The 20693-nt window shown below is 65.1% G+C and carries 21 protein-coding genes; 6 read left to right on the plus strand and 15 right to left on the minus strand.

Annotated features, from left to right (window positions below; genetic code table 11):
• Positions 1-170: 170 nt before the first annotated feature.
• The 3 genes from rpoB to rplJ all read right to left on the minus strand — a co-directional run bounded on the left by rpoB (position 171) and on the right by rplJ (position 5428).
• Positions 171-4319 carry a DNA-directed RNA polymerase subunit beta gene (rpoB, locus tag C5689_RS03915; protein ID WP_108915961.1) on the minus strand — a complete coding sequence of 1383 codons (4149 nt, stop codon included), beginning with the start codon at positions 4317-4319 and terminating at the stop codon, positions 171-173.
• A gap of 155 nt (positions 4320-4474) precedes the next feature.
• Complete coding sequence (gene rplL, locus C5689_RS03920; RefSeq protein WP_108915962.1) at positions 4475-4855, minus strand: 50S ribosomal protein L7/L12; 381 nt, start codon at positions 4853-4855, stop codon at positions 4475-4477.
• Positions 4856-4906: 51 nt separating this feature from the next.
• A complete protein-coding gene (gene rplJ, locus C5689_RS03925) occupies positions 4907-5428 on the minus strand; it encodes a 50S ribosomal protein L10 (protein ID WP_108915963.1) in 522 nt (173 codons plus the stop codon).
• A 1067-nt stretch (positions 5429-6495) separates the two neighbouring features.
• Between rplJ and C5689_RS03940 the strand changes: the two genes are divergently transcribed.
• Entirely contained in the window at positions 6496-7110 is a 615-nt protein-coding gene (locus C5689_RS03940) for a PAS domain-containing protein (protein WP_108915966.1), read from the plus strand.
• A 65-nt stretch (positions 7111-7175) separates the two neighbouring features.
• On the opposite strand, the gene rplA is transcribed toward C5689_RS03940, so the two are convergent.
• The 10 genes from rplA to C5689_RS03990 all read right to left on the minus strand — a co-directional run bounded on the left by rplA (position 7176) and on the right by C5689_RS03990 (position 13878).
• On the minus strand, positions 7176-7880 hold the full coding sequence (rplA, locus tag C5689_RS03945; protein WP_108915967.1) for a 50S ribosomal protein L1: 705 nt from the start codon (positions 7878-7880) through the stop codon (positions 7176-7178).
• Positions 7881-7884: 4 nt separating this feature from the next.
• Entirely contained in the window at positions 7885-8313 is a 429-nt protein-coding gene (rplK, locus tag C5689_RS03950; RefSeq protein ID WP_108915968.1) for a 50S ribosomal protein L11, read from the minus strand.
• Positions 8314-8468: 155 nt separating this feature from the next.
• On the minus strand, positions 8469-8999 hold the full coding sequence (gene nusG / locus C5689_RS03955) for a transcription termination/antitermination protein NusG (RefSeq protein WP_108915969.1): 531 nt from the start codon (positions 8997-8999) through the stop codon (positions 8469-8471).
• A 61-nt stretch (positions 9000-9060) separates the two neighbouring features.
• Positions 9061-9252 (minus strand): preprotein translocase subunit SecE, encoded by a 192-nt coding sequence (secE, locus tag C5689_RS03960; protein WP_108915970.1) that lies wholly within the window; start codon positions 9250-9252, stop codon positions 9061-9063.
• A 203-nt stretch (positions 9253-9455) separates the two neighbouring features.
• A complete protein-coding gene (locus C5689_RS03965; protein ID WP_108915971.1) occupies positions 9456-9689 on the minus strand; it encodes a hypothetical protein in 234 nt (77 codons plus the stop codon).
• A 33-nt stretch (positions 9690-9722) separates the two neighbouring features.
• Complete coding sequence (rsmA, locus tag C5689_RS03970; protein ID WP_108915972.1) at positions 9723-10586, minus strand: 16S rRNA (adenine(1518)-N(6)/adenine(1519)-N(6))-dimethyltransferase RsmA; 864 nt, start codon at positions 10584-10586, stop codon at positions 9723-9725.
• Positions 10583-11584 carry a 4-hydroxythreonine-4-phosphate dehydrogenase PdxA gene (gene pdxA / locus C5689_RS03975; RefSeq protein ID WP_108915973.1) on the minus strand — a complete coding sequence of 334 codons (1002 nt, stop codon included), beginning with the start codon at positions 11582-11584 and terminating at the stop codon, positions 10583-10585. The genes rsmA and pdxA overlap by 4 nt, the downstream gene beginning before the upstream one ends.
• Before the next feature lie 28 nt (positions 11585-11612).
• Positions 11613-11921 carry a type II toxin-antitoxin system RelE/ParE family toxin gene (locus tag C5689_RS03980; RefSeq protein WP_108915974.1) on the minus strand — a complete coding sequence of 103 codons (309 nt, stop codon included), beginning with the start codon at positions 11919-11921 and terminating at the stop codon, positions 11613-11615.
• Positions 11922-12194, minus strand: a complete 273-nt coding sequence (locus tag C5689_RS03985; protein ID WP_108915975.1) for a ribbon-helix-helix domain-containing protein — start codon at positions 12192-12194, stop codon at positions 11922-11924.
• Positions 12195-12306: 112 nt separating this feature from the next.
• The gene (locus tag C5689_RS03990) at positions 12307-13878 is read right to left on the minus strand and encodes a M48 family metalloprotease (RefSeq protein ID WP_244594575.1); all 1572 of its coding nucleotides are present in this window, start codon (positions 13876-13878) and stop codon (positions 12307-12309) included.
• Here C5689_RS03990 and recF point away from each other — a divergent pair.
• From recF to C5689_RS04005, 3 genes are all read left to right on the plus strand, one after another.
• Positions 13856-15016 (plus strand): DNA replication/repair protein RecF, encoded by a 1161-nt coding sequence (gene recF, locus C5689_RS03995; protein WP_167398678.1) that lies wholly within the window; start codon positions 13856-13858, stop codon positions 15014-15016. The two genes, C5689_RS03990 and recF, sit on opposite strands and share 23 nt — an antisense overlap.
• Before the next feature lie 106 nt (positions 15017-15122).
• Complete coding sequence (locus C5689_RS04000; RefSeq protein ID WP_108916015.1) at positions 15123-16226, plus strand: OpgC family protein; 1104 nt, start codon at positions 15123-15125, stop codon at positions 16224-16226.
• Positions 16166-16978: an SGNH/GDSL hydrolase family protein gene (locus tag C5689_RS04005; RefSeq protein WP_108915977.1), complete on the plus strand. Its 813-nt coding sequence runs from the start codon at positions 16166-16168 to the stop codon at positions 16976-16978. The genes C5689_RS04000 and C5689_RS04005 overlap by 61 nt, the downstream gene beginning before the upstream one ends.
• A 313-nt stretch (positions 16979-17291) precedes the next feature.
• On the opposite strand, the gene C5689_RS04010 is transcribed toward C5689_RS04005, so the two are convergent.
• Positions 17292-17819 (minus strand): hypothetical protein, encoded by a 528-nt coding sequence (locus C5689_RS04010; protein ID WP_108915978.1) that lies wholly within the window; start codon positions 17817-17819, stop codon positions 17292-17294.
• Positions 17820-17861: 42 nt separating this feature from the next.
• Here C5689_RS04010 and C5689_RS18115 point away from each other — a divergent pair, with 42 nt between their 5' ends.
• Entirely contained in the window at positions 17862-18338 is a 477-nt protein-coding gene (locus C5689_RS18115) for a hypothetical protein (RefSeq protein WP_146188313.1), read from the plus strand.
• A 438-nt stretch (positions 18339-18776) separates the two neighbouring features.
• Positions 18777-19499 (plus strand): TonB family protein, encoded by a 723-nt coding sequence (locus tag C5689_RS04025; protein ID WP_108915981.1) that lies wholly within the window; start codon positions 18777-18779, stop codon positions 19497-19499.
• Between the two features lie 124 nt (positions 19500-19623).
• On the opposite strand, the gene C5689_RS04030 is transcribed toward C5689_RS04025, so the two are convergent.
• Positions 19624-20670 carry a phosphatase PAP2 family protein gene (locus C5689_RS04030; RefSeq protein ID WP_108915982.1) on the minus strand — a complete coding sequence of 349 codons (1047 nt, stop codon included), beginning with the start codon at positions 20668-20670 and terminating at the stop codon, positions 19624-19626.
• Between the last annotated feature and the right edge of the window lie 23 nt (positions 20671-20693).

The following is a 20693-nucleotide window of genomic DNA, read 5'->3' on the forward strand; positions in this document are numbered from 1 at the left end:
CATAAATCTCATATGCGCATCCCCTCTCCCACTTGTGGGAGAGGGTGGCCCGACGTCAGTCGGGTCGGGTGAGGGCTCCAAGGGCTCGCGCGATCCGCGGCGGCCCTCATCCGACCCCGCTCCGCGGGGCCACCTTCTCCCGCAGAGCGGGAGAAGGAAGAGCGGCGGCTCTATTCGGCCGCCTCGGCCGTGGTCTCGGCGGGCGGCGTCTCCTCGCCCTCCTCGGGCTCGGCGGAGGTGAGCTCGACGTTGAGCGCCAGCGAGCGCATTTCCTTGATGAGCACGTTGAAGCTCTCGGGAATGCCCGACTCGAAAGTATCGTCGCCGCGCACGATCGACTCATAGACCTTGGTGCGGCCGGCGACGTCGTCGGATTTCACCGTCAGCATCTCCTGCAGCGTATAGGCCGCGCCATAGGCCTCGAGCGCCCACACCTCCATCTCGCCGAAACGCTGTCCGCCGAATTGGGCCTTGCCGCCCAGCGGCTGCTGCGTGACCAGCGAATAGGGGCCGATCGAGCGCGCATGGATCTTGTCGTCGACGAGATGATGCAGCTTCAGCATATAGATGTAGCCGACCGTCACCTTGCGATCGAAGGGCTCGCCCGTGCGGCCGTCGAACAGCGTGACCTGACCGGAGGAGGAGAGCCCTGCCCGCGTCAGCATTTCGACAATGTCCTTCTCGCGCGCGCCGTCGAACACCGGCGTCGCGATCGGCACGCCGCGGCGCAGATTCTTGGCGACTTCCACCAGGGTCGGCTCGTCGAGGCTCTGCAGCGACTCGTTGGGACCATAGATGTCGACGAGCTTGTCCTCGAGCGGCTTGCGGTCCTTGCTGCGCATATAGGCGTCGACGGCGGCGCCAACCTGCTTGCCGAGGCCGGCGCAGGCCCAGCCGAGATGCGTCTCGAGAATCTGCCCGACATTCATGCGGCTCGGCACGCCGAGCGGGTTCAGCACGATGTCGACAGGCTGGCCGTCCTCGAGGAAGGGCATGTCCTCCTGCGGCACGATGCGCGAGACCACGCCCTTGTTGCCGTGGCGGCCGGCCATTTTGTCGCCGGGCTGGATCTTGCGCTTCACCGCGACGAAGACCTTGACCATCTTCATCACGCCGGGCGGCAGCTCGTCGCCGCGCTGCAGCTTCTCGACCTTGTCGAGGAAGCGGTTCTCGAGACCCTTCTTCGACTCGTCGTATTGCTTGCGCACGGCCTCGATGCCGCTCATCAAATTGTCGTCGTCGACGACGATCGTCCACCATTGCGAGCGGGGAAATTCGTCGAGGAGCGCCAAGGTCAGCGGCTGGTCCTTCTTGAGCGTCTTCGGACCGGCGACCGCCATTTTGCCGACCAGCATCTCGAAAAGACGCGCGTAGGTATTGCGGTCGAGAATGGCGAGCTCGTCGTCGCGGTCCTTGGCGAGACGCTCGATCTCCTCGCGCTCGATCGCCTGGGCGCGCTCGTCCTTCTCGACGCCGTGGCGGTTGAACACGCGCACTTCGACGATCGTGCCCTGCACGCCCGGCGGCACGCGCAGAGACGTGTCGCGAACGTCCGAGGCCTTTTCGCCGAAGATGGCGCGCAGCAGCTTCTCCTCCGGCGTCATCGGGCTCTCGCCCTTGGGCGTGATCTTGCCGACGAGAATATCGCCCGCCTGCACTTCCGCGCCGATATAGACGATGCCAGCCTCGTCGAGATTCTTCAGCGTCTCTTCCGAGACGTTGGGAATGTCGCGGGTGATCTCCTCCGGGCCGAGCTTGGTGTCCCGCGCCATCACCTCGAATTCGTCGATGTGAATCGAGGTGAAGACGTCGTCCTTGACGATGCGCTCGTTGAGAAGAATCGAGTCCTCGAAATTGTAGCCGTTCCACGGCATGAAGGCGACGAGCACATTGCGGCCGAGCGCCAGATCGCCGAGGTCGGTCGAAGGACCGTCGGCGATGATGTCGCCCTTCTTCACATAGTCACCGACCTTCACCAGCGGCTTCTGATTGATGCAGGTCGACTGGTTCGAGCGCTGGAACTTCATCAGACGATAAATGTCGACGCCCGGCTTGGTCGGGTCCTGCTCTTCCGTCGCGCGAATGACGACGCGCGTCGCATCGATCTGATCGACGACGCCGGCGCGGCGCGCGGCGATGGCGGCGCCCGAGTCGGCGGCGACGATCGGCTCCATGCCGGTGCCGACCAGCGGCGCATCCGCCTTCACCAGCGGCACGGCCTGGCGCTGCATGTTGGAGCCCATCAGCGCGCGGTTGGCGTCGTCATTCTCCAAGAAAGGAATGAGCGCCGCGGCGACCGAGACGAGCTGCTTGGGCGACACGTCCATGGCGTCGACGCGCTCGCGCGGGACGAGCACGACATCGCCGGCGTGGCGGCAGAGCACCAGATCCTCGGTGAGATTGCCTTCCGCATCGACCGGGGCGTTGGCCTGGGCGACGTGATATTTCTGCTCCTCCATGGCGGAGAGATAGGCGACCTCATCCGTCACCTTGCCGTCGCGCACGCGGCGATACGGGCCTTCGATGAAGCCGTATTTGTTCACGCGCGCGAAGGTGGCGAGCGAGTTGATGAGGCCGATGTTCGGGCCTTCCGGCGTCTCGATCGGACAGATACGGCCGTAATGCGTCGGATGCACGTCGCGCACCTCGAAGCCGGCGCGCTCGCGCGTCAGACCGCCCGGTCCGAGCGCCGAGAGACGACGCTTATGGGTGATCTCCGACAGCGGATTGGTCTGGTCCATGAATTGCGAGAGCTGCGACGAGCCGAAGAACTCGCGCACCGCCGCCGCCGCCGGCTTGGCGTTGATGAGGTCCTGCGGCATCACCGTGTCGATGTCGACCGAGGACATGCGCTCCTTGATCGCGCGCTCCATGCGCAGGAGGCCGAGACGATACTGATTCTCCATCAGCTCGCCGACGCTGCGGACGCGGCGATTGCCGAGATGGTCGATATCGTCGATCTCGCCGCGTCCGTCGCGCAGATCGACGAGCGCGCGCACCACGGCGACGATGTCGTCCTTGCGCAGCACGCGCATCGTGTCCGGCGCGTCGAGGTCGAGACGCATGTTCATTTTCACGCGACCGACAGCCGAGAGGTCATAGCGCTCGGGATCGAAGAACAGCGAATAGAACATCGCCTCCGCCGTATCCATCGTCGGCGGCTCGCCCGGACGCATGACGCGGTAGATGTCGAACAGCGCTTCCTCGCGCGACGAGTTCTTGTCGACCGCCAGCGTGTTGCGAATATAGGGACCGATGTTGATGTGATCGATGTCGAGCACCGGCAGCTCGTCGAAGCCCTTCTCGACCAGCAGCGGCAACGACTTCACCGTGATCTCGTCGCCGGCCTCGGCGAAAATCTCGCCCGTCGACGGATCGTAGAGATCCTGCGCGAGGAATTGCCCATAGAGGTCCTCGGGCTGGATTTTGATCGCCTTCACGCCCTTTTCGGCGAGCTGGCGCGCGGCGCGCGCGGTCAGCTTCTTGCCCGCCTCGACGATCACTTCTCCCGTATCGGCGTCGACGATGTCGTTGACGGCCTTCACGCCCTTCAGCCGCTCGGGATCGAAGGGCTGGCGCCAGCTGTCGCCGGCGGCCTCGAAGGTGATGGTCTTGTAGAAGGTGGAGAGAATCTCCTCGCCGTCCATGCCGAGCGCGAACAGCAGCGACGTCACCGGAATTTTGCGGCGACGGTCGATGCGCGCATAGACGATGTCCTTGGCGTCGAACTCTATGTCGAGCCAGGAGCCGCGATAGGGAATGATGCGGGCCGCGAACAGCAGCTTGCCGGAAGAGTGGCTCTTGCCCTTGTCGTGATCGAAGAAGACGCCCGGCGAGCGGTGCATCTGCGAGACGATGACGCGCTCCGTGCCATTGACGATGAAGGTGCCGTTCGCCGTCATGAAGGGCATGTCGCCCATATAGACGTCCTGCTCCTTGATGTCCTTGACCGACTTCGCCTGTGTGTCGGGATCGACATCGAACACGATGAGGCGCAGCGTCACCTTGAGCGGCGCGGCGAAGGTCATTCCGCGCTGGCGGCACTCGTCGACGTCGTATTTCGGCGGCTCGAATTCGTAGCGTACGAATTCGAGCAAAGCGACCTGAGAGAAATCGGAAATCGGGAAAACGGATTTGAAAACCGACTGCAGACCCTCGTCGGGGCGCCCTCCGGCGGGCTCGTCGACGAGAAGGAACTGATCGTAGGAGGCCTTTTGAACTTCGATCAGATTGGGCATTTCCGCGGCTTCGCGGATATGGCCGAAGAATTTGCGGACACGCTTGCGACCGGAGAAAGTTTGCGCCGAAGTCTGAGCCATGTCGCCTCTCGATCCTCTTATTGAAAGCGAATAGCGAGTTGCGAATAGCGAATAGAGGGCCTGTCTATTCGCTATTCGCTATTCGCCATTCGCTCCTGGTCATCAGTGCGGAAAACCCTCTCCCGCCGTGAAGCGGGAGAGGGGCGATTCTCGTCTTACTTGAGCTCGACCTTGGCGCCGACCTTCTCGAGAGCGGCCTTGATCTTCTCGGCCTCTTCCTTGGAAGCGCCTTCCTTGACCGGCTTGGGCGCGCCCTCGACCAGGTCCTTGGCCTCCTTGAGGCCGAGGCCGGTGATCGCGCGGACCTCCTTGATGACCTCGATCTTCTTGTCGCCGGCGGCGGCCAGAATCACGTTGAACTCGGTCTTTTCCTCGACCGGAGCGGCGGCGGCGGCGCCGGCGCCGGGAGCGGCGGCCACCGCGACGGCGGCGGCGGCGGAGACGCCCCACTTCTCCTCGAGGAGCTTCGCCAGCTCGGCGGCCTCGAGCACGGTCAGGCTCGACAGGTCTTCGACGATCTTTTCGAGATTAGCCATGATGTTTCAGTCCTTCGAATTCGGTTCGGTTGGTTGGATACGAGCCGCCTATCAGGCCGCGTTCGCGTCTTTGTCGGCATAGGCCTGGACCACGCGCGCCAGCTTTCCGGCCGGAGCGGTCGTGAGCTGCGCCAGCTTGGTCGCGGGCGCCTGGATGAGGCCCACGAGCTTCGCGCGCAGTTCGTCGAGCGACGGCAGAGTCGCGAGCGACTTCACACCGTCGGGGTCGAGGGCTTGGGCGCCGAGCGCGCCGCCGAGGATGACGAATTTGTCGTGATCCTTGGCGAAGGCTGCGGCCACCTTGGGCGCCGCCACCGGATCGTCCGAATAGGCGATCAGGGTCGGCCCCTTCAGAAGGGAGCCGATAGAGGCGACGCTCGTGCCGTCGAGAGCGATTTTGGCGAGGCGGTTCTTGGCGACCTGAACGGAAGCGCCAGATTCACGAGCCTGCTTGCGCAGTTTCTGCATCTGGGCGACGGTCAGGCCGGAGTAATGCGCCACGACGACGACCGGGGTCTTCGCAAAGACCTCGTTCAGCGCCGCGACGGCTTGCTTTTTCTCCGCTCTGTCCACGGTTGCTCTCTCCTCGAGCGGGGCGAACCCCGCCGCTGCGATGAGCCGTCGCATCGCCGCAGCAGCGGCGGAACGACGGCGCCGTAGATCCTGTCCCCTCGGCGTCGGCCGAAACGGCCTCGCCTCGGATCAGAGGGGCGCCAACCAAATTCGAAAGACCGCGCGCGAGCTTTGAAAAGCGCCGCGCCGGCCCTACAATTCCGGTCTTCCCCGTCTATGCAGGCCGCTCGTCGGGGGCGGAGGGATCCGCCGGTCCGCGAGCTGATTGAGCCGTCCCTCGGTGTGATCCTCGGTCGGGCGCCGGCAGTCTCGGACAGGACATGGCCGGACGGGACGCGAGGAAACTCCCCGGGTCCGCCGGCCTATCCACCGTCTCGCCCTTTCCCACATCGAGGGATCGGGTTCGACGGAAGCTGATATCTGAAAAGGGGGTCGCGAACGCTGGCCGACCCCGGAAAGGCCTTATTAAAGGGGGCTAATGCGTTTGCCAAGCAAAAATTTGGCCCCCGTCCATGCTCCAGACCTTCGCCACGCCTCGGCTCCAGCCCTGAAAAAGCCGCGGCTCGCCCAGATGATAGCTCGAGCTTCGACATAGGCGATTTTCACGAAACCGAAAGCGATGACGAGAGCGATGATCGAATGACCCAGAGCCCGGCAAAATCCCTGAGACAGGAGTTCGAGACGGGCGCCACGCCCATCGAGCCCCCTTCGGTCGATCTCACGCCGTTCGGCGCCAGCTTCATCGAACATTTTTTATCCCGAAATTCAGACGGTCGCTCTGGAGCGAGATCATAACGGAAAAAACACGGTCTGTTTACCTTAAAACGTCCGGGCTGATGATTTGATGAAAGCAAGCGTCCGATCATTCGAATTGTCGAAGCTCGTCGACCGGGATGTTCATCCGGGAATCGGCGTGTCGAACGTCTCTATTCGCTATCTCTAGATTCTCAGAAAATTGACCGTCGTGCGGACGGTTCGTCGCGGACAGCCATGCGCCGCGATCCGAAAACACAGCCTCGGCGGCGACTTGAACGGGCCGGGAGCGTCGCTGGAGTGCGAATGCGGGCATGAGACATCCAGCCAATCGAATATTGTACGATTATTGGCGGGGCTTCAAAGGGGAGCGCGCGGCCCCCGATTGCCACGAAATGGATCTGGCGAACACGTTTCAGACTCTTTCCGACGCATTCGTCATTGAAACGGAGCTGAGCTATTTCGTTCCGGCCAAGCTCTGCGGAGCGCGCGTCGCCGCCTTTTGGCCCCCAGAGCGGCCGAGCCGATCATTCCTCGGAATTTGGAGCGAGGCGGGACGCGAGGATGTGAGGACGATCCTTCGCATCGTCACGGACGATGCGACGCCGGTCGTCGCCGGGGCGCGGGGCTATCTGGTGGGAGGGATCGAAATCGCGGATTTCGAGCTCCTGCTCCTGCCGGTCCGGTTTTTCGGGAAAACGCACGCCCGCGTGCTGGGCTCTCTGGCGCCCGGAGAGCGGCCACTATGGCTCGGGCGGACTCCGGTCGAGGCGCTGCACATCGTATCGCTGCGCGTGCTTGGAGAGGAAACGGCTCTGATGTTGCCGATTACGCCCGGGACGCCGATGCGGGATCTGCCGAGGCGGCCGCATTTCACGATCTATGAGGGGGGCGCGACCCCGAAAGGTTCGACACGAGAAGACGATTGATTCCTCGCGTCGATGATCTTGCGCGAACAGTCGGAGAGCGGCGGCCCAGCGGCCGCCGCCTCGCATCAGCCCTGGGTCGCGCCGAGCGTCGCCACATCCACCTTGACGCCGGGCCCCTGGGTGGAGCTCAGCGCCACGCGCTGGATATAGGTGCCCTTGGAGCCGGTCGGCTTGGCCTTGGCCACCGCATCCACGAAGGCGCGGATGTTCTCGGCGAGCGCGCCCTCCTCGAAGGAGGTCTTGCCCACCGTGCCCTGCACGATGCCGGCCTTCTCGACGCGGAACTCGACCGCGCCGCCCTTGGAGGCCTTCACCGCGCCGGCGACATCCATCGTCACCGTGCCGACCTTGGGGTTCGGCATCAGGCCGCGCGGACCGAGCACCTTGCCGAGACGGCCGACGAGCGGCATCAGCTCCGGCGTGGCGATGCAGCGATCGAACTCGATCGTGCCGCCCTGGACGATGGTGACGAGATCCTCGGCGCCGACGATGTCCGCGCCGGCGGCCTTGGCCTCGTCGGCCTTGGCGCCGCGGGCGAAGACGGCGACGCGCAGCGTGCGGCCGGTGCCGTTCGGCAGATTGACGACGCCGCGCACCATTTGGTCGGCGTGCTTGGGGTCGACGCCGAGATTCATGGCGATCTCGATCGATTCGTCGAATTTGGCGGTGGCGTTGGCACGAACCAGCTTGATCGCTTCCTCGACCGGGTAGAGCTTGGTGCGCTCGACGGCCTGACGCGCCTTGGCGATGCGTTTTCCGATATGGGCCATGATCTCACCCCACCACTTCGAGGCCGATGGAACGGGCGGAGCCCTCGATCATCGACGCGGCCGAATCGACCGACGTCGTGTTGAGGTCCTGCATCTTCTTCTCGGCGATCTCGCGGATCTGCGCGCGCGTGACCTTGCCGACGAAGCCGCGGCCCGTCGTCTTGGAGCCGGACTGAATGCCGGCGGCCTTTTTGAGGAAGTAGGAGACCGGGGGCTGCTTCAGCTCGAAAGTGAAGGAGCGGTCCTGAAAGGCGGTGATGATGACGGGGATGGGCGTCCCCTTCTCCATCTGGCCCGTCTTGGCGTTGAACGCCTTGCAGAATTCCATGATGTTGAGGCCGCGCTGACCGAGCGCGGGACCGATCGGCGGCGACGGATTGGCCGCGCCCGCCGGCACTTGCAGCTTGATGTAGCCGGCGATTTTCTTCGCCATGTCTCATCTCCAACGAAAGGCGGTCCCGCGACGCTTCCGCGTCCCGGGCCGCCGGTTGCAGTTCGTGGTCCGACGCGTGATCCCCCTGGCGACAGGGGCGCGCCCGCCACGGCTTTTCCTTCTCCCGTAGGCGGGAGAGGGAATTCACAGAAACCTCAAACCTTCTCCACCTGCGCGAATTCCAGCTCCACCGGCGTCGGCCGGCCGAAGATGGACACCGCCACCTTGAGCCGCGAGCGGGCGTCGTCGACCTCTTCCACCACGCCGTTGAAGGAGGCGAAGGGGCCGTCGGCGACGCGGACCGTCTCGCCGATCTCGAAGGAGATGGTCGGCTTGGGACGCTCTACGCCCTCGGCCACCTGCCCCTTGATGCGCATCGCCTCCGCCTCGCTGATCGGCATCGGCTTATTGTCGGCGCCGAGGAAGCCGGTCACTTTCGGCGTGTTTTTGATGAGCGAGAAGACCTGATCGGAGAGATCGCATTTCACCAGCACATAGCCGGGGAAGAATTTGCGCTCCGAGCTGACCTTACGGCCGCGGCGCACCTCGACCACCTGCTCGGTCGGCACGAGAATCTCCTCGAACTGATCGGTGAGATTGCGCTGCGCGGCGCCCTCGCGAATGGAGTCGGCGACCTTCTTCTCGAAGTTCGAATAGGCGTGGACGATATACCAGCGCATGCTCACGGCGCGACAATCTCCAAAATTTTCGCTCTCGACGATCGGCGCGCCGGCGAATTCCTCGCCCTTACTGGCCGAGCCGCAGCAACATGCCCACGGCGAGTCGCAGCCCCTGATCCACGACGACGAAGAAAATGCTCGCGGCCAGCACCATGAGGACCACGAGGCCGGAGGTGATCAAGGTCTCGCGGCGGGTCGGCCACACGACCTTGCTCGCTTCCGAGCGCACTTCTTGCAGGAACTGAAACGGATTGGCCATTCTTCACCGAGCCGAGATGTTTCACCGAGCCGAGGATCGCAGCCCCGAAACTCGTCGAGACGCGCCACAAAACAGTCGCGGCGCGGGGCCACAGGCCGCGCGCCACGTATGAGGTGCTTATAATCGAGTCCGACGACGCCGCCAAGCGGAAATTCGAGAGCGGGATTAAGCCTCGAGGCTCGGGCCGACGTCAGGGCTTTTGCTCAGCGCGCCGCTCCCCCGGCCGCCGCCCCGCCATTATGCTTGGCGAACCAGGCGCGCGCCTCGTCGCGCGTGCGCTCCAGCTCGCGCAGAGCGCCGTCCAGCTTCGCCTCGTAATCGGCAAAGCTCTCGCTCGGATCGAAGACATCCGCCGCCAGCGAATAAGGGGTTGCGATCTTGAGCTCGGCGCGCAGGCCTTCCTCGGTCTCCACCGCCGCAAAATAGAATTTCGCCATTACTGCCGCTCCTCGAAGATAGGCGCCGCAGAGTCAAGATAGGACAGCCAGAGCTTGCGCCAATGCGACGAATCCGCCGATGTCGATCTCCTCGGCGCGGCGCGTCTCCTCTATGCCCGCGCGGGCCAACAGAGCGGGGACATCCAGGCCCGGCTTCGGCAGGGATTTCAGGCTCTGGCGCAGCATTTTGCGCCTCTGGCCGAAGGCGGCGCGCGTCACCTGCGATAAAAGCTTCGGGTCGCAAGGCAGCGGCGAGGCGTTGGGAATGAGCTCCACCACGGACGACGTCACCTTGGGCGGCGGCGTAAAGGCCGAGGGCGAGAGGTCGAACAAAATGCGCGAGCGCGTCCGCCATCCGCAGAGCACGGCGAGACGGCCATAATCGGCGCGCTGCGCCGGCGTCGCGACGATGCGCTCGGCGACCTCGCGCTGGAACATCAGCACATAGCGGTCGAAGACCGAGGGCCAAGGCTCGGCCTCGATCCAGCGCGCCAGCAGCTCGGTGGCGATATTATAGGGAAGATTGGCGCAAATTCGCGCCGGCCCGCCGAGCCCATGTAGCCGCGCCAGCTCCGCCGGATCGAGCGCCAGCGCATCGCCCTCGACGATGACGAGCCGACCCGGATAGCGCGCCTCGATCTCGCGCAGCGCCGGAATGCAGCGCGAATCGCGCTCCACGGCGATGACGCGCCCCGCCCCCTCGGCGAGCAGCGCACGGGTGAGGCCGCCCGGCCCTGGCCCGATCTCGATGACCGTGGCGCCTTCGAGCGGCCCGGCGGCGCGGGCGATGCGGGCGGTGAGGTTGAGGTCGAAAAGAAAATTCTGGCCGAGCGCCTTGCTGGCCATGAGTCCATGGCGCGCGACCACCTCGCGCAATGGCGGCAGATCGTCGATCATCGCGCCGTCATGCGGTCGGCGAGGCGGATCGCCTCTATGAGGCTCGTCGCCTCGGCGATTCCCTTGCCCGCGATGTCGAAAGCCGTGCCATGGTCCGGCGATGTGCGCACAAAGGGCAAGCCCAGAGTGACATTGACGCCGCGATCGAAGGCCAGCGTCTTTATGGGGATCAGCGCCTGATCATGCGTCGGGCAGATGGCGACGTCATAGCGCGCGCGGGCGGCGGCGTGGAACATCGTATCGGCCGGATGCGGACCAGAGGCGTCTATCCCGCGCGCGCGCAGCTCGACGATGGCGGGGGCGATCACGTCGATCTCCTCGCGGCCCATGGCGCCGCTCTCGCCGGCATGCGGATTGAGGCCGGCGAAAGCGACGCGTGGCGAAGCGAGGCCGAAACGGGCAGAAAGATCGGCGGCGACGATCACGCCCGTCTCCACCAGCAGCTCGCGGGTGAGAAGGCGCGGAACCTCGGCGAGCGCGACATGGATCGTCGCCGGAACGACGGCGAGCTCTTCCGAATAGAGCATCATCACCGGGCGGAAGGGGCGGCCGAAGCGCCGCTCCGCCAGCGCCGCGAGAAACTCCGTATGGCCCGGATGCGCGAAACCGGCGGCGTAGAGCACATTTTTGGCGATCGGATTGGTGACGAGAGCACGCGCTTTTCCCTCCGCGACCAGCTCGACCGCGCGCTCGATGGAGAAGATCGTCGCCGCGGCGTCGGCGGGCTCGGGAGCGCCGGGAGCGCCCTGAACTGAAAGACCGAGCGGGACGACCGGCAGAGCCGTATCGAAAACCGCCGCCACCCCCTCCGGCGCGACCTCGCGCAGCGCAATCTCGAGCCCGAGCGCCGCCGCCGTCCGCGCGAGCTGCGCCGGATCGGCGAGCGCGAAGAAGGGCGGCAGAGCCCGCGCCTTGCGCGCGGCATAGGCCTTCAGCGTCAGCTCCGGGCCGATGCCGGAAGGGTCGCCCTGGGTGAGAGCGAGAGGAAGCGTGGTCACTTAATCGTCCTTCCAGGAAGAAGACTGGTCATTCGCGAGGAAGATCGGCGCCCGCGATCTTGCGCCGACCGTGGATGATCCTGAGAACGATCGCAGACTCCTCGCCCTCGCGATATCGATAGATCAGAACGAAGGGCGAAACGATTGCGATCCGAACGCCTTCTCCGAGCGCCACGCGCGGACTGCCGCTCTCGGGATGATCCGCGATGCGGCGATAGAGCCGCTCGAAGAGACCTTGATACTTCCGCGCCGTCGCGAGCCCTGCGACACGGGCGAGCTGGGATAGGATTCGTTCCAGATCGGCATGCGCCTTTCGGGAAAACAGCAGGCGCGCCATTCAGCGCGTCTTGGCTCGAGTTTCGGCGCCGAGCAATGCGTCGATCCGGCGCGCGTGCTCGTCCAGAGAAATGGTCTGGCCTGCGGCGACCTCGGCAAGGGCCTCGTCGACGAGCGGCTTCGCCCAGGCCAGATCGTCGTTCTCGATCAATTCGGACTCGGCGATGCGCTCGTCGAGCAGCTGCCGGACGGCCTCCTCGATCGAGCCGTAATCTCCGCGGCTCACATGCGCCTCGAGCCAGGCGCGCTGATCATTCGTCAGTGTGATCGTCATGACTGCCTCATATCACAGCGTCGCGCGGGGCCAAGGCCGCTCGCTACGATCTTTTGCTTCGAACGTTTCCAACGCCGAACCGGCTTCCACTTCGGCTGGAAACGCACTAGCCTCACTCGCTCCCCGGCGGGCGATAGGTCAATATATCGTCCGCCTTCAGCCAGCCTTGCGTGCCTTCCTTGAACTGCGCCTGGGCGCGCGTCGCCTGGGTGCGCGCCTCGACATATTTGCCGGCGACGAAGAGGCCCTCGGCCGCCGCGAGCTGCGCCTTGGCGTTCTCGCCCTTGCGGAAATAGGCCATGGACAGAAACTCCCAAGCGTCGGCGCTATCCTCGTCGCGCTGCGTCGCGTTGGCGAGCACGCTCACCGCCTCGTTCAGCAGCTTGGGATCGTCGGCCGAGACCAGCGCATGGCCGAGCAGCACGCGGATCGGCGTCGCGCCCGGCCCGGCGATGGCGGCCGCCTTGCGCAAAGGCGCGATGGCCTGATTGGCGCGGCCGGCCTCGAGCAAAATCTGCCCCTTCAGCTCCCAGAAGTAAGGGTTCTTCGGATCGGCCGCGACCAGGGCGTCGGCGCCGCGCAGCGCATCCTCCAGCCGGCCGAAGCGATTATCGGCGATGACGCGGGCGTAGCGCGCCGGCAGCGATAGATCGGAGATGGGATAGCGCCGCGCCACCTCGCCGGAATTGCCCATGAAGCCCACGAGCTTGGCGCGCATCAGATCGTGACGGGCCTGCAGCGCCGGCGAATCCGGGACATCGAAATAGGGCGACTGCTTGGCCGCCTGATCGAGATTGGAGATGCGCTCGTTGGGCAGCGGATGCGATTGCAGATAGGGGTCGATCGCCGTCGTCTTGAACAAGGATTCGCCGGCGAAGCGGTTGAACACTTCCAGCATTCCTTTGGCCGACTGGCGCGTCGCAGTGAGGAAGCGCACCGCCATGCGGTCGGCGGCCTGCTCCTCGCCGCGCTGATAGGCGAGGAGCGAGCGCTTCACCGCCTCTTGCGGGCCGAGCAATATTCCGACGGCGCCGGCCGAATCCATGCCCACCTGCCCGTCGCGGCGGTTGAAGGCGCCGCGCGCCGCGACCATGGCGCCGGCGCTGGCCAGCATTCCGGCGACGGAGAGGATGGTCGCCTTGGCGAGCTCCTGGCGCCCGCGCGCCAAATGGCCGCCGGCGATATGGCCGGTCTCATGCGCGAGCACGCCGATGATCTCATTGGGCGTCTTCGCCTCCATCAGCGCGCCGGTGTTGACGAAGATTTTCTGCCCGTCGGCGACGAAGGCGTTGAAGGAGCGATCGCCGACCAGAATGATCTTGGCCGCCTCGCTGTGAATGCCCGCCGCCTTCAGCACGGGCGCGGTGTAGTCCCGCAACAATTGCTCGATCTCCGCGTCGCGGATGATCGATACGCGCGGACCATCGTCCTCGGCGCGGGCCGGCGCGCCGAGAGCGAAGATCAAGACGCAGGTGAGAAGCGTCCGCCGCCTGCCGCTTTTGCGATCCATGCGGTGGAGAGTGGCGTAAGCCAGGACGGAAAGCAAACCCGGCTCGGCCGCGGCGGCGGAGTTGGCGGGATTGGCGGAGGACACATGCGCCACGACGACGATGCGGCCTCGGCGCTGGCCCTCGGCGCCCGGCCGTGGCAAAGCGTGCGGCATGACGCCGAGCGACACACCCATTCTCGCCCCCATGGCGCGGCGGCTGCAGCTCGCCGATTTTCGCTCCTATGCCGCGCTCGATTGCATGATCGAGGCGCCGCTGGTCGCGCTCACCGGCGAGAACGGCGCCGGCAAGACCAATATTCTCGAGGCGCTGTCGCTGTTCTCGGCGGGGCGGGGGCTGCGCGGCGCCGAATTCGCCGATTGCGCGCGCCGCCAGGGCGCGGGCGGCTTCGCCGTCTCGATCGAGCTTTCCGCCGACGGCGTCGCCACGCAGCTCGGCCATGGGCTGGAGCCGGCGAGCGGCGAGCAGAGCGCGGCGCGCCGCTTCCGCATCGATCGCGCGCCCGCTTCCTCGGCCCGCGCATTCGCCGATCATCTGCGCCCGCTCTGGCTGACGCCGGCGATGGACGGGCTGTTCGCCGGCCCGGCGGGCGATCGGCGGCGATTTCTCGATCGGCTCGTGCTGAGCGTCGACGCCGAGCATGGAGTCCGCGCGGCGAAGCTCGAGCGCGCCCTGCGCAATCGCAATCGGCTGCTCGCCGAGGAGACCGCCGACGCCCGCTGGTTGGACGCGGCCGAGCGGGAGATCGCCGCGCTCGGCGTCGCCGTGGCCGCGGCGCGGGTTGAAACCGTGATGCGGCTGCGCGCGCTCATCGCCGGCGAGCGCGACGACAGCTCGCCCTTTCCCTTCGCCGAGGTCGCGATCGAGGGGGAGCTCGAGCGAATGCTCGGCGAGGAGCCGGCGCTGCGCGTCGAGGATCGCTATCGCGCGCGGCTCGCCGCTGCGCGCCGCCGCGACGCCGCGGCCGGCCGCACGCTGGAGGGACCGCAGGCGAGCGATCTTCGCGTGCGCCACGGCCCCAAGGACGAGGCGGCGCGCGCCTGCTCCACCGGCGAGCAGAAGGCGCTGCTGACCGGCCTCGTGCTCGCCCACGCCCGTCTGGTGCGGGCGACGACCGGGCGCGCGCCGCTGCTGCTGCTGGACGAGGTCGCGGCCCATTTCGATCCGTTGCGGCGCGCGGCGCTCTTCGCCGAGCTCTCGCGCATCGGCGGACAGGTGTGGATGACGGGCGCCGATCCCGAAGCCTTCGCCGCGCTCGGCGGAAATGCGCAGCTTTTGCGCGTCTTTCCGGGCCGCGTCGAGCGCGCGCTGTGAGTTGCGCCGCGAGGTCCTAAAAAAGGCCGCATTCCTGGCCATGAACGAGCGCGCCCGGCCCGCCTTCGCGCGGGACGACGAAACCGCCGAACGATCGAAGAAGCGAATGCGCGAGCCGAACGAAATCGATTTTTGGCGCGGCTTCGCTCTCGTCACAATATTCGTCAATCACATTCCCGGGATTTTTTTCGAGCGCTTCACCTTCCGCAATGTGGCGATTTCCGATTCGGCGGAGCTGTTCGTCTTTCTCGCCGGCTTCGCGCTGCGCAAGCTCGTCGACGGACCGGCGAAGCCGCTCTCGGCGCGCTATCTGATCCTGCGGCTCGAGGGCCGCGCCTTCACCGTCTATCTGGCGCAACTCGTCATCGCGCAACTGGCCGTCGCGCTTCTCGCCGGCGCCTCGCTGCTGCTGGACGCGCCCTTTCTACTCGATTGGAACAACGCCTCCGCCATTTTCACCGATCCGGTGCGCGCCAATCTCGGCCTCGTGGCGCTCACTTTTCAGCTCGGCTATTTCGACATTCTTCCGCTCTATGTGGCGCTGATGCTGGCCTCGCCGCTGATCGCGCTCTGCTATCGCCATGCGCGGCCCGCGCTGCTGCCGGCCTCGCTCGCCATCTGGGCCTATGCTCTGACTTTCGGCGTGAATTTCCCGACATGGCCGACCGAGGGCTCCTGGTTCTTCGATCCGCTCGCCTGGCAGCTCGTCTTCGTGCTCGGCTTTCTGCTGGCCGGCGAAGACGGATTGGGCGGCCTCGCCCGCCGCCATCGAAAATGGCTCTGGCGGCTCGCTCTGCCCCTCGTATTGCTCGGCGCGGTCGCGGCCAAGACCGATTTCGACCCCTCCCCGATCGCTCTGCCGGAGCCCAAGCTCTTCTTCGTCTTCGACAAGACCTTTCTCTCGCCGGCGCGGCTGCTCTCCAATCTCGCGATCGTCGCGGTCTTCGCGGGCGCTTTCGGCGCGATCGCGGGGGCGCTGCCGCGCATCGCCGGCTTCCTGTCGCTGCTCGGCCGCAATTCGCTCCAGGTGTTCTGCGCCGGCTCACTGCTGAGCCTCGCCGGGCAGATCTTCCGCTTCGCCTATGGCGGAGATGTTGTAAGCGACGCTTTTATCGTTATGTTCGGCATCCTTACGATGGGAGCGGCCGCATGGGCTTCGGAATGGCGGGACAGGCTGCGGACAAAATTGTCGCGGGCGCCTGCGGCTTAGCGCTCGCGTTCGCCGTCGCGGCTCCGCTCGCACAGGAAGCCGCGCCGCCGACCGAGGCGCCGCCACTCAGCCCCGCCTGCGAGGCGCCGGCCGGCGACATCGCCGCGCCCGCCTCGCTGCCGCATTTCGCCAAAGCGCTGCGCGAGCGCAAATCGGCGCGCATTCTCGCCATCGGCTCCTCTTCCACTTCGGGCGTCGGCGCCTCTTCCGACGCCAAGAGCTATCCGGCGCAGCTCGAGGCCATTCTCGAGGGCGCGATGAAAGGCGCCGATGTCGTCGTCGCCAATCGCGGCGTCTCGGGCGAGGTCGCCGCCGTCACCGCCGAGCGCATCAAGAGCGAGGTGGCGCGCGAGAAGCCAGATATGCTGCTGTGGCAGCTCGGCACCAATGACGCGCTGGTGCGCGTCGCGCCGGAGGAGTTCGAGAACACGGTGCGCTCGACGATCCGCTGGCTGAAGGAGAACGAGATCGACGTCGTTCTCGTCGGCCTGCAATACAGCTCGCGCTTCTCGCGCGACGAGGAATATTTCGCGATACGCAATGTGCTGCAGCGCGTCGCCTCCACCGAGAATGTCGCCTATGTGCGCCGCTACGACGCCATGCGCTTCATCGCGCAGAACCACGCCAATCTGCAGATGATGGCGCGCGACAATTTCCACCTCAACGATCTCGGCTATCAATGCATGGCCGAGCATATCGCGCGGGCGGTGATCGTCGGCGCCTTCGCCAAGCGCCGCCCGAGCGGGAATTGACGCTTCGTCGATGGAGAGCCCGTGTTTTGGCCGACACACTCGTTTTGCCGACAGGAGCCGAGGGAATGGATTTGAAAGCGTTCTTTTGTAAGCTCTTGGGCAGCGCGCGCTTCGAAGGCGAACGGCCTCGATGAGAATTCTATGGCGCGATTGGCCGCTGGGCTCTCGGACGTAGGATCGGGGCGAGGCGAGACACTCCGCTGACACGGATAATCACGACAATCGGCGATCTTTGCTATCGACGCATAGTGGAGCATTTCGCGCAAACGCCGGCGCCCGGCGAAAGCCGCTGCGCCGACTTTGCGCCGAAGCCTCAGAGCCGCTTCAGCCCTTCCTCGAAGCTGATGGCCTCGAAGCGCTGATCATATTTGGCGGCGCCATCGGCGAGCGTGTCGATCTTTTCAGCCGTGTCGTATTTCTTCATCTTCGTCTTGTCGAGATAGAGAAGCTCGATCAGCTCATTGTAGACGGAGGTGTCGTCGATCGGCAGAACATTGAGCGGCACGCCGTCTATGCTGATCTCATAGCGCGAGGCGCGGTCGAGATCGGAGACATAGATGAAATATTTGCCTTCCGGCTTCGCGCTCGCGCCGAGCGCCGCGACGAGAGCGGGGAGCTCGCGGAAAGAAGCCAGCGATCCAGCGAGAAACGACAGCGCCGCCTCGCCTTCCTGCGCCGTGGCGTGAACGCCTTCCAATGCGAGCAGCGGATCGAGCGAGACGGCGATCTCGCCGCGAAAGCCGAAACGGCCGGCGTGATGGGTCGCCCCCTTGTGGCTGGGCTTCAAGAGCCGGCCCTCGGCGTCGAGGCGCTGGAAGGCGGTCGTTTCGATAGACGTCATGTTCTGCTTTCGCTATCCGCCCTTCTCGAAACATTCGAGGCCGTGACGGTCGATTTTTCAGGGGTAGACGTATGGATTCCGGCTGATCGATTCGCGCGGCGTCCGGCGCTTTCCTTCTCGCACGCGCGCAGAGAGGGGGAGGAAACGCCGAGCCCCTCGATCGGGGGATCAGGAGACGGGATTCGCATCGACAGCGCGCGCATCGTCCTGACGAGAGCCGTGATGAGGGAGCGCTCTCGAAAGATCGAGCAGAACGGCCTGTTGCAATTGTCGCTGACGCAAAGCCCACAAAAATGTCGGCTTTCGATCCGTACGACGACGTTCGTCGCTCCTCGACGAAGCCAAGCATATTTGGCGCCACTCGGCGGCCCCGACGCTCGCGAGAAGGCGAGCGGTCTTCGCGAAAGCGATCATCGGACGGCTTACCGACGGCGTCGATCGGCTTCGACACGACAATATGTTTTGTTTATATTACGAATCGACTTTTCGTCCATGCCGAAAGAACAGGCGTTCGGCTGATTTTTGCGTCGCGTGGCGCCGTGCGATAAAGCGAAAGCAATAAACGCCATCGCCATCGGCGGCCGCTCCGAGCGCTTCCAGCCGAAGCAGACGCCGGTCCGGCGTGGGAAACGCATCGAAACAGGAGCTTATAATCTTTCTGTGTTTCAACGAAACGCAGAAAGATTCTACAGTCGAAAAATGCGGGGCCCCGTCATCGTGAAGCTCGTCGACGAAAGAAGGCGCGCTTCTTGCTGTATAATTGGAGAGCGTCGGCTTATTCCTGTAAATCGGATAAATTGCCTTCGCGTGCGCGAGAGTTTGGAGAAACGCAGATGAAGCGGCCGTCGACGACGTTCGATTTCGTCCTCGTCCGCCTATCGGATCGACGTCGGCGCGCTCGCCGGCGCCGCGGCCTCCGCGCGCAGATCAGAGCCGGCGAGAATTGAGAGACGCACGATGACCATGCAATTGACGATGACGACGAGCAATGGCGGGGGCGCGAGCCGCTTCACGATTTATCATGGCCTCGCGGCGTCGCTCGCCCTGCACGCGGCGCTGACGCTGCCCTATTTCCTCTCTCGTCTCCAGCCAGCGGAAGACGATAGCACGTTCATCTTCGAGGTGAGCGACCTCCTCTCGGACGACCAGGCCGACGAAAAAATTCAGCGGGACAGGGCGGGCGATACGCAGCAGAGGGCGCAGAACGCCACGCAGGCGCAGCCGACTCCGCCGACGGAGCAAAAGCCGATAGAAGAAGATGGCGCGCCGATCACGGCGAAGTCGGTCGCCGCGCAGGCGCGATCGCCCGCAAAGTCGGCGCCCGCCGGCTCGACGCAGGTGGATGGCGCCGAACAGCAGCAGGTCGCCAGCACGACCGCACATCGTCAGGTGTCGAAAGAGACGCTGGATCGCGCCTATGGCGTCCTGGTGAGCAAGAAGATAAAAGGGAAGCTCATCTATCCAGAGGCCGGACGACCTACCGCCTGGCGCGGCGTGACGAAAGTGTCCTTCTTCATTCTGGAGAGCGGCGAAATACGCGCCGACAGCGTGAAGGTGGCGTCGAGCAGCGGTCAGCCGCAGCTCGACGCGGCCGCTCTACAGAGAGTTCGCGCGAGCGCGCCCTTCGGTCCGCCGCCGCGGCCGATGACTTTCGCGCTCGATGTCATCTTCGGCCCCTGAAATCTTTCCGTATCTCATAGAAGGCGCAGAGAGATTCGAAGCTCTCGCTTCGACGCGTTCCCAACGCCCGACCGGCGTCCACGTCGGCTGAAAGCGCTCGGAGCGGAGGATGCTGTCGCGCCGCTCAGGCGACGGCGGACGCCCTCCCCGCGGAGGGCGGCGACAGATGCGCGGCGCGGGCGCCATGCGCTTCGACGATAGGCGAGGATCGGCGCCGCCGGCTCTCGATGCTCTGCGCCATCCGATAGGACAGATAGGCGACCGCGATTCCGCCGATAGGGTCCACGACATAATGCCCGCCGTCCGTCACCGTGCCCACCATCAGACCGGCGTCGACGAGGCACAAGACGTAGAAGACCGGGCGCACGGAGCGCAGGCTGAGAGGCGTCAGCGCGCCGACCACGGCATGAAAGGAAGGAAAGCTCACAAGGCCGCCGATCCCGCTGTTCGTGAAATCCAACGGACCGGCCTCGCGCAAGCGCGCCAGATGATCCAGCGGCGTGCGGCCGGCGAACCGAAGCTCGTGAAACATCGAATTGTCGACGAGAGTGACCGCGCTCGAGGCCGGAAGCACAGCGGCGATGACGATCGTCGCCGTGAGCGCGATCGCGTAGGAGAGAAGATAGACGCGCAATTCGTCGATGCGCTCGAGCACGGCCAGCAGAAGCGCCGGCGCGACGATCTGAATGGCCATGCTCGCATAGGCTTTCCGCAGCCATTCCGCCAACACGGGACGATCGTCGATATAATGGACGAAGGCCAGCCAATCGACGCCGAGCCATCGATCGAGCGAGAGAAACAGTTCGTCCTGCAGCGGCATGGCGAGACGCTGCGTCGCATAGCTCGCAAAGGCGCCCGCGAGCGACGTCGCCACCAGATAGATCATTGAATAGACGAAAATCGGCGCGGCGCGCGAGACCAAGCTCGGCGAGGCGAAGCGACAATAGACGTCGAGCGCGACGATCGCGCCGAGGAAAAGACTGAGGTCCGGGACGGATGGCAGCGTCAGCCCCGTCGCTTTTGCGCCGACACAGGCGCTCGCCATCAATGCGAGGCCGAGACGCACCGCCGCAAATGGGACGACGACGAAACGCAATCGTAGATGATCGAGGCAAATGTCGCAAAATCGGCAGGAAACATGGAGCGAATTGCAAATTAACGTCGAATACATGCACAACTCTCGTCTCGAAATGA

Origin of the sequence: Methylosinus sporium (assembly GCF_003113265.1) — a bacterium.
Classification (GTDB): Bacteria; Pseudomonadota; Alphaproteobacteria; order Rhizobiales; family Beijerinckiaceae; genus Methylosinus; species Methylosinus sporium.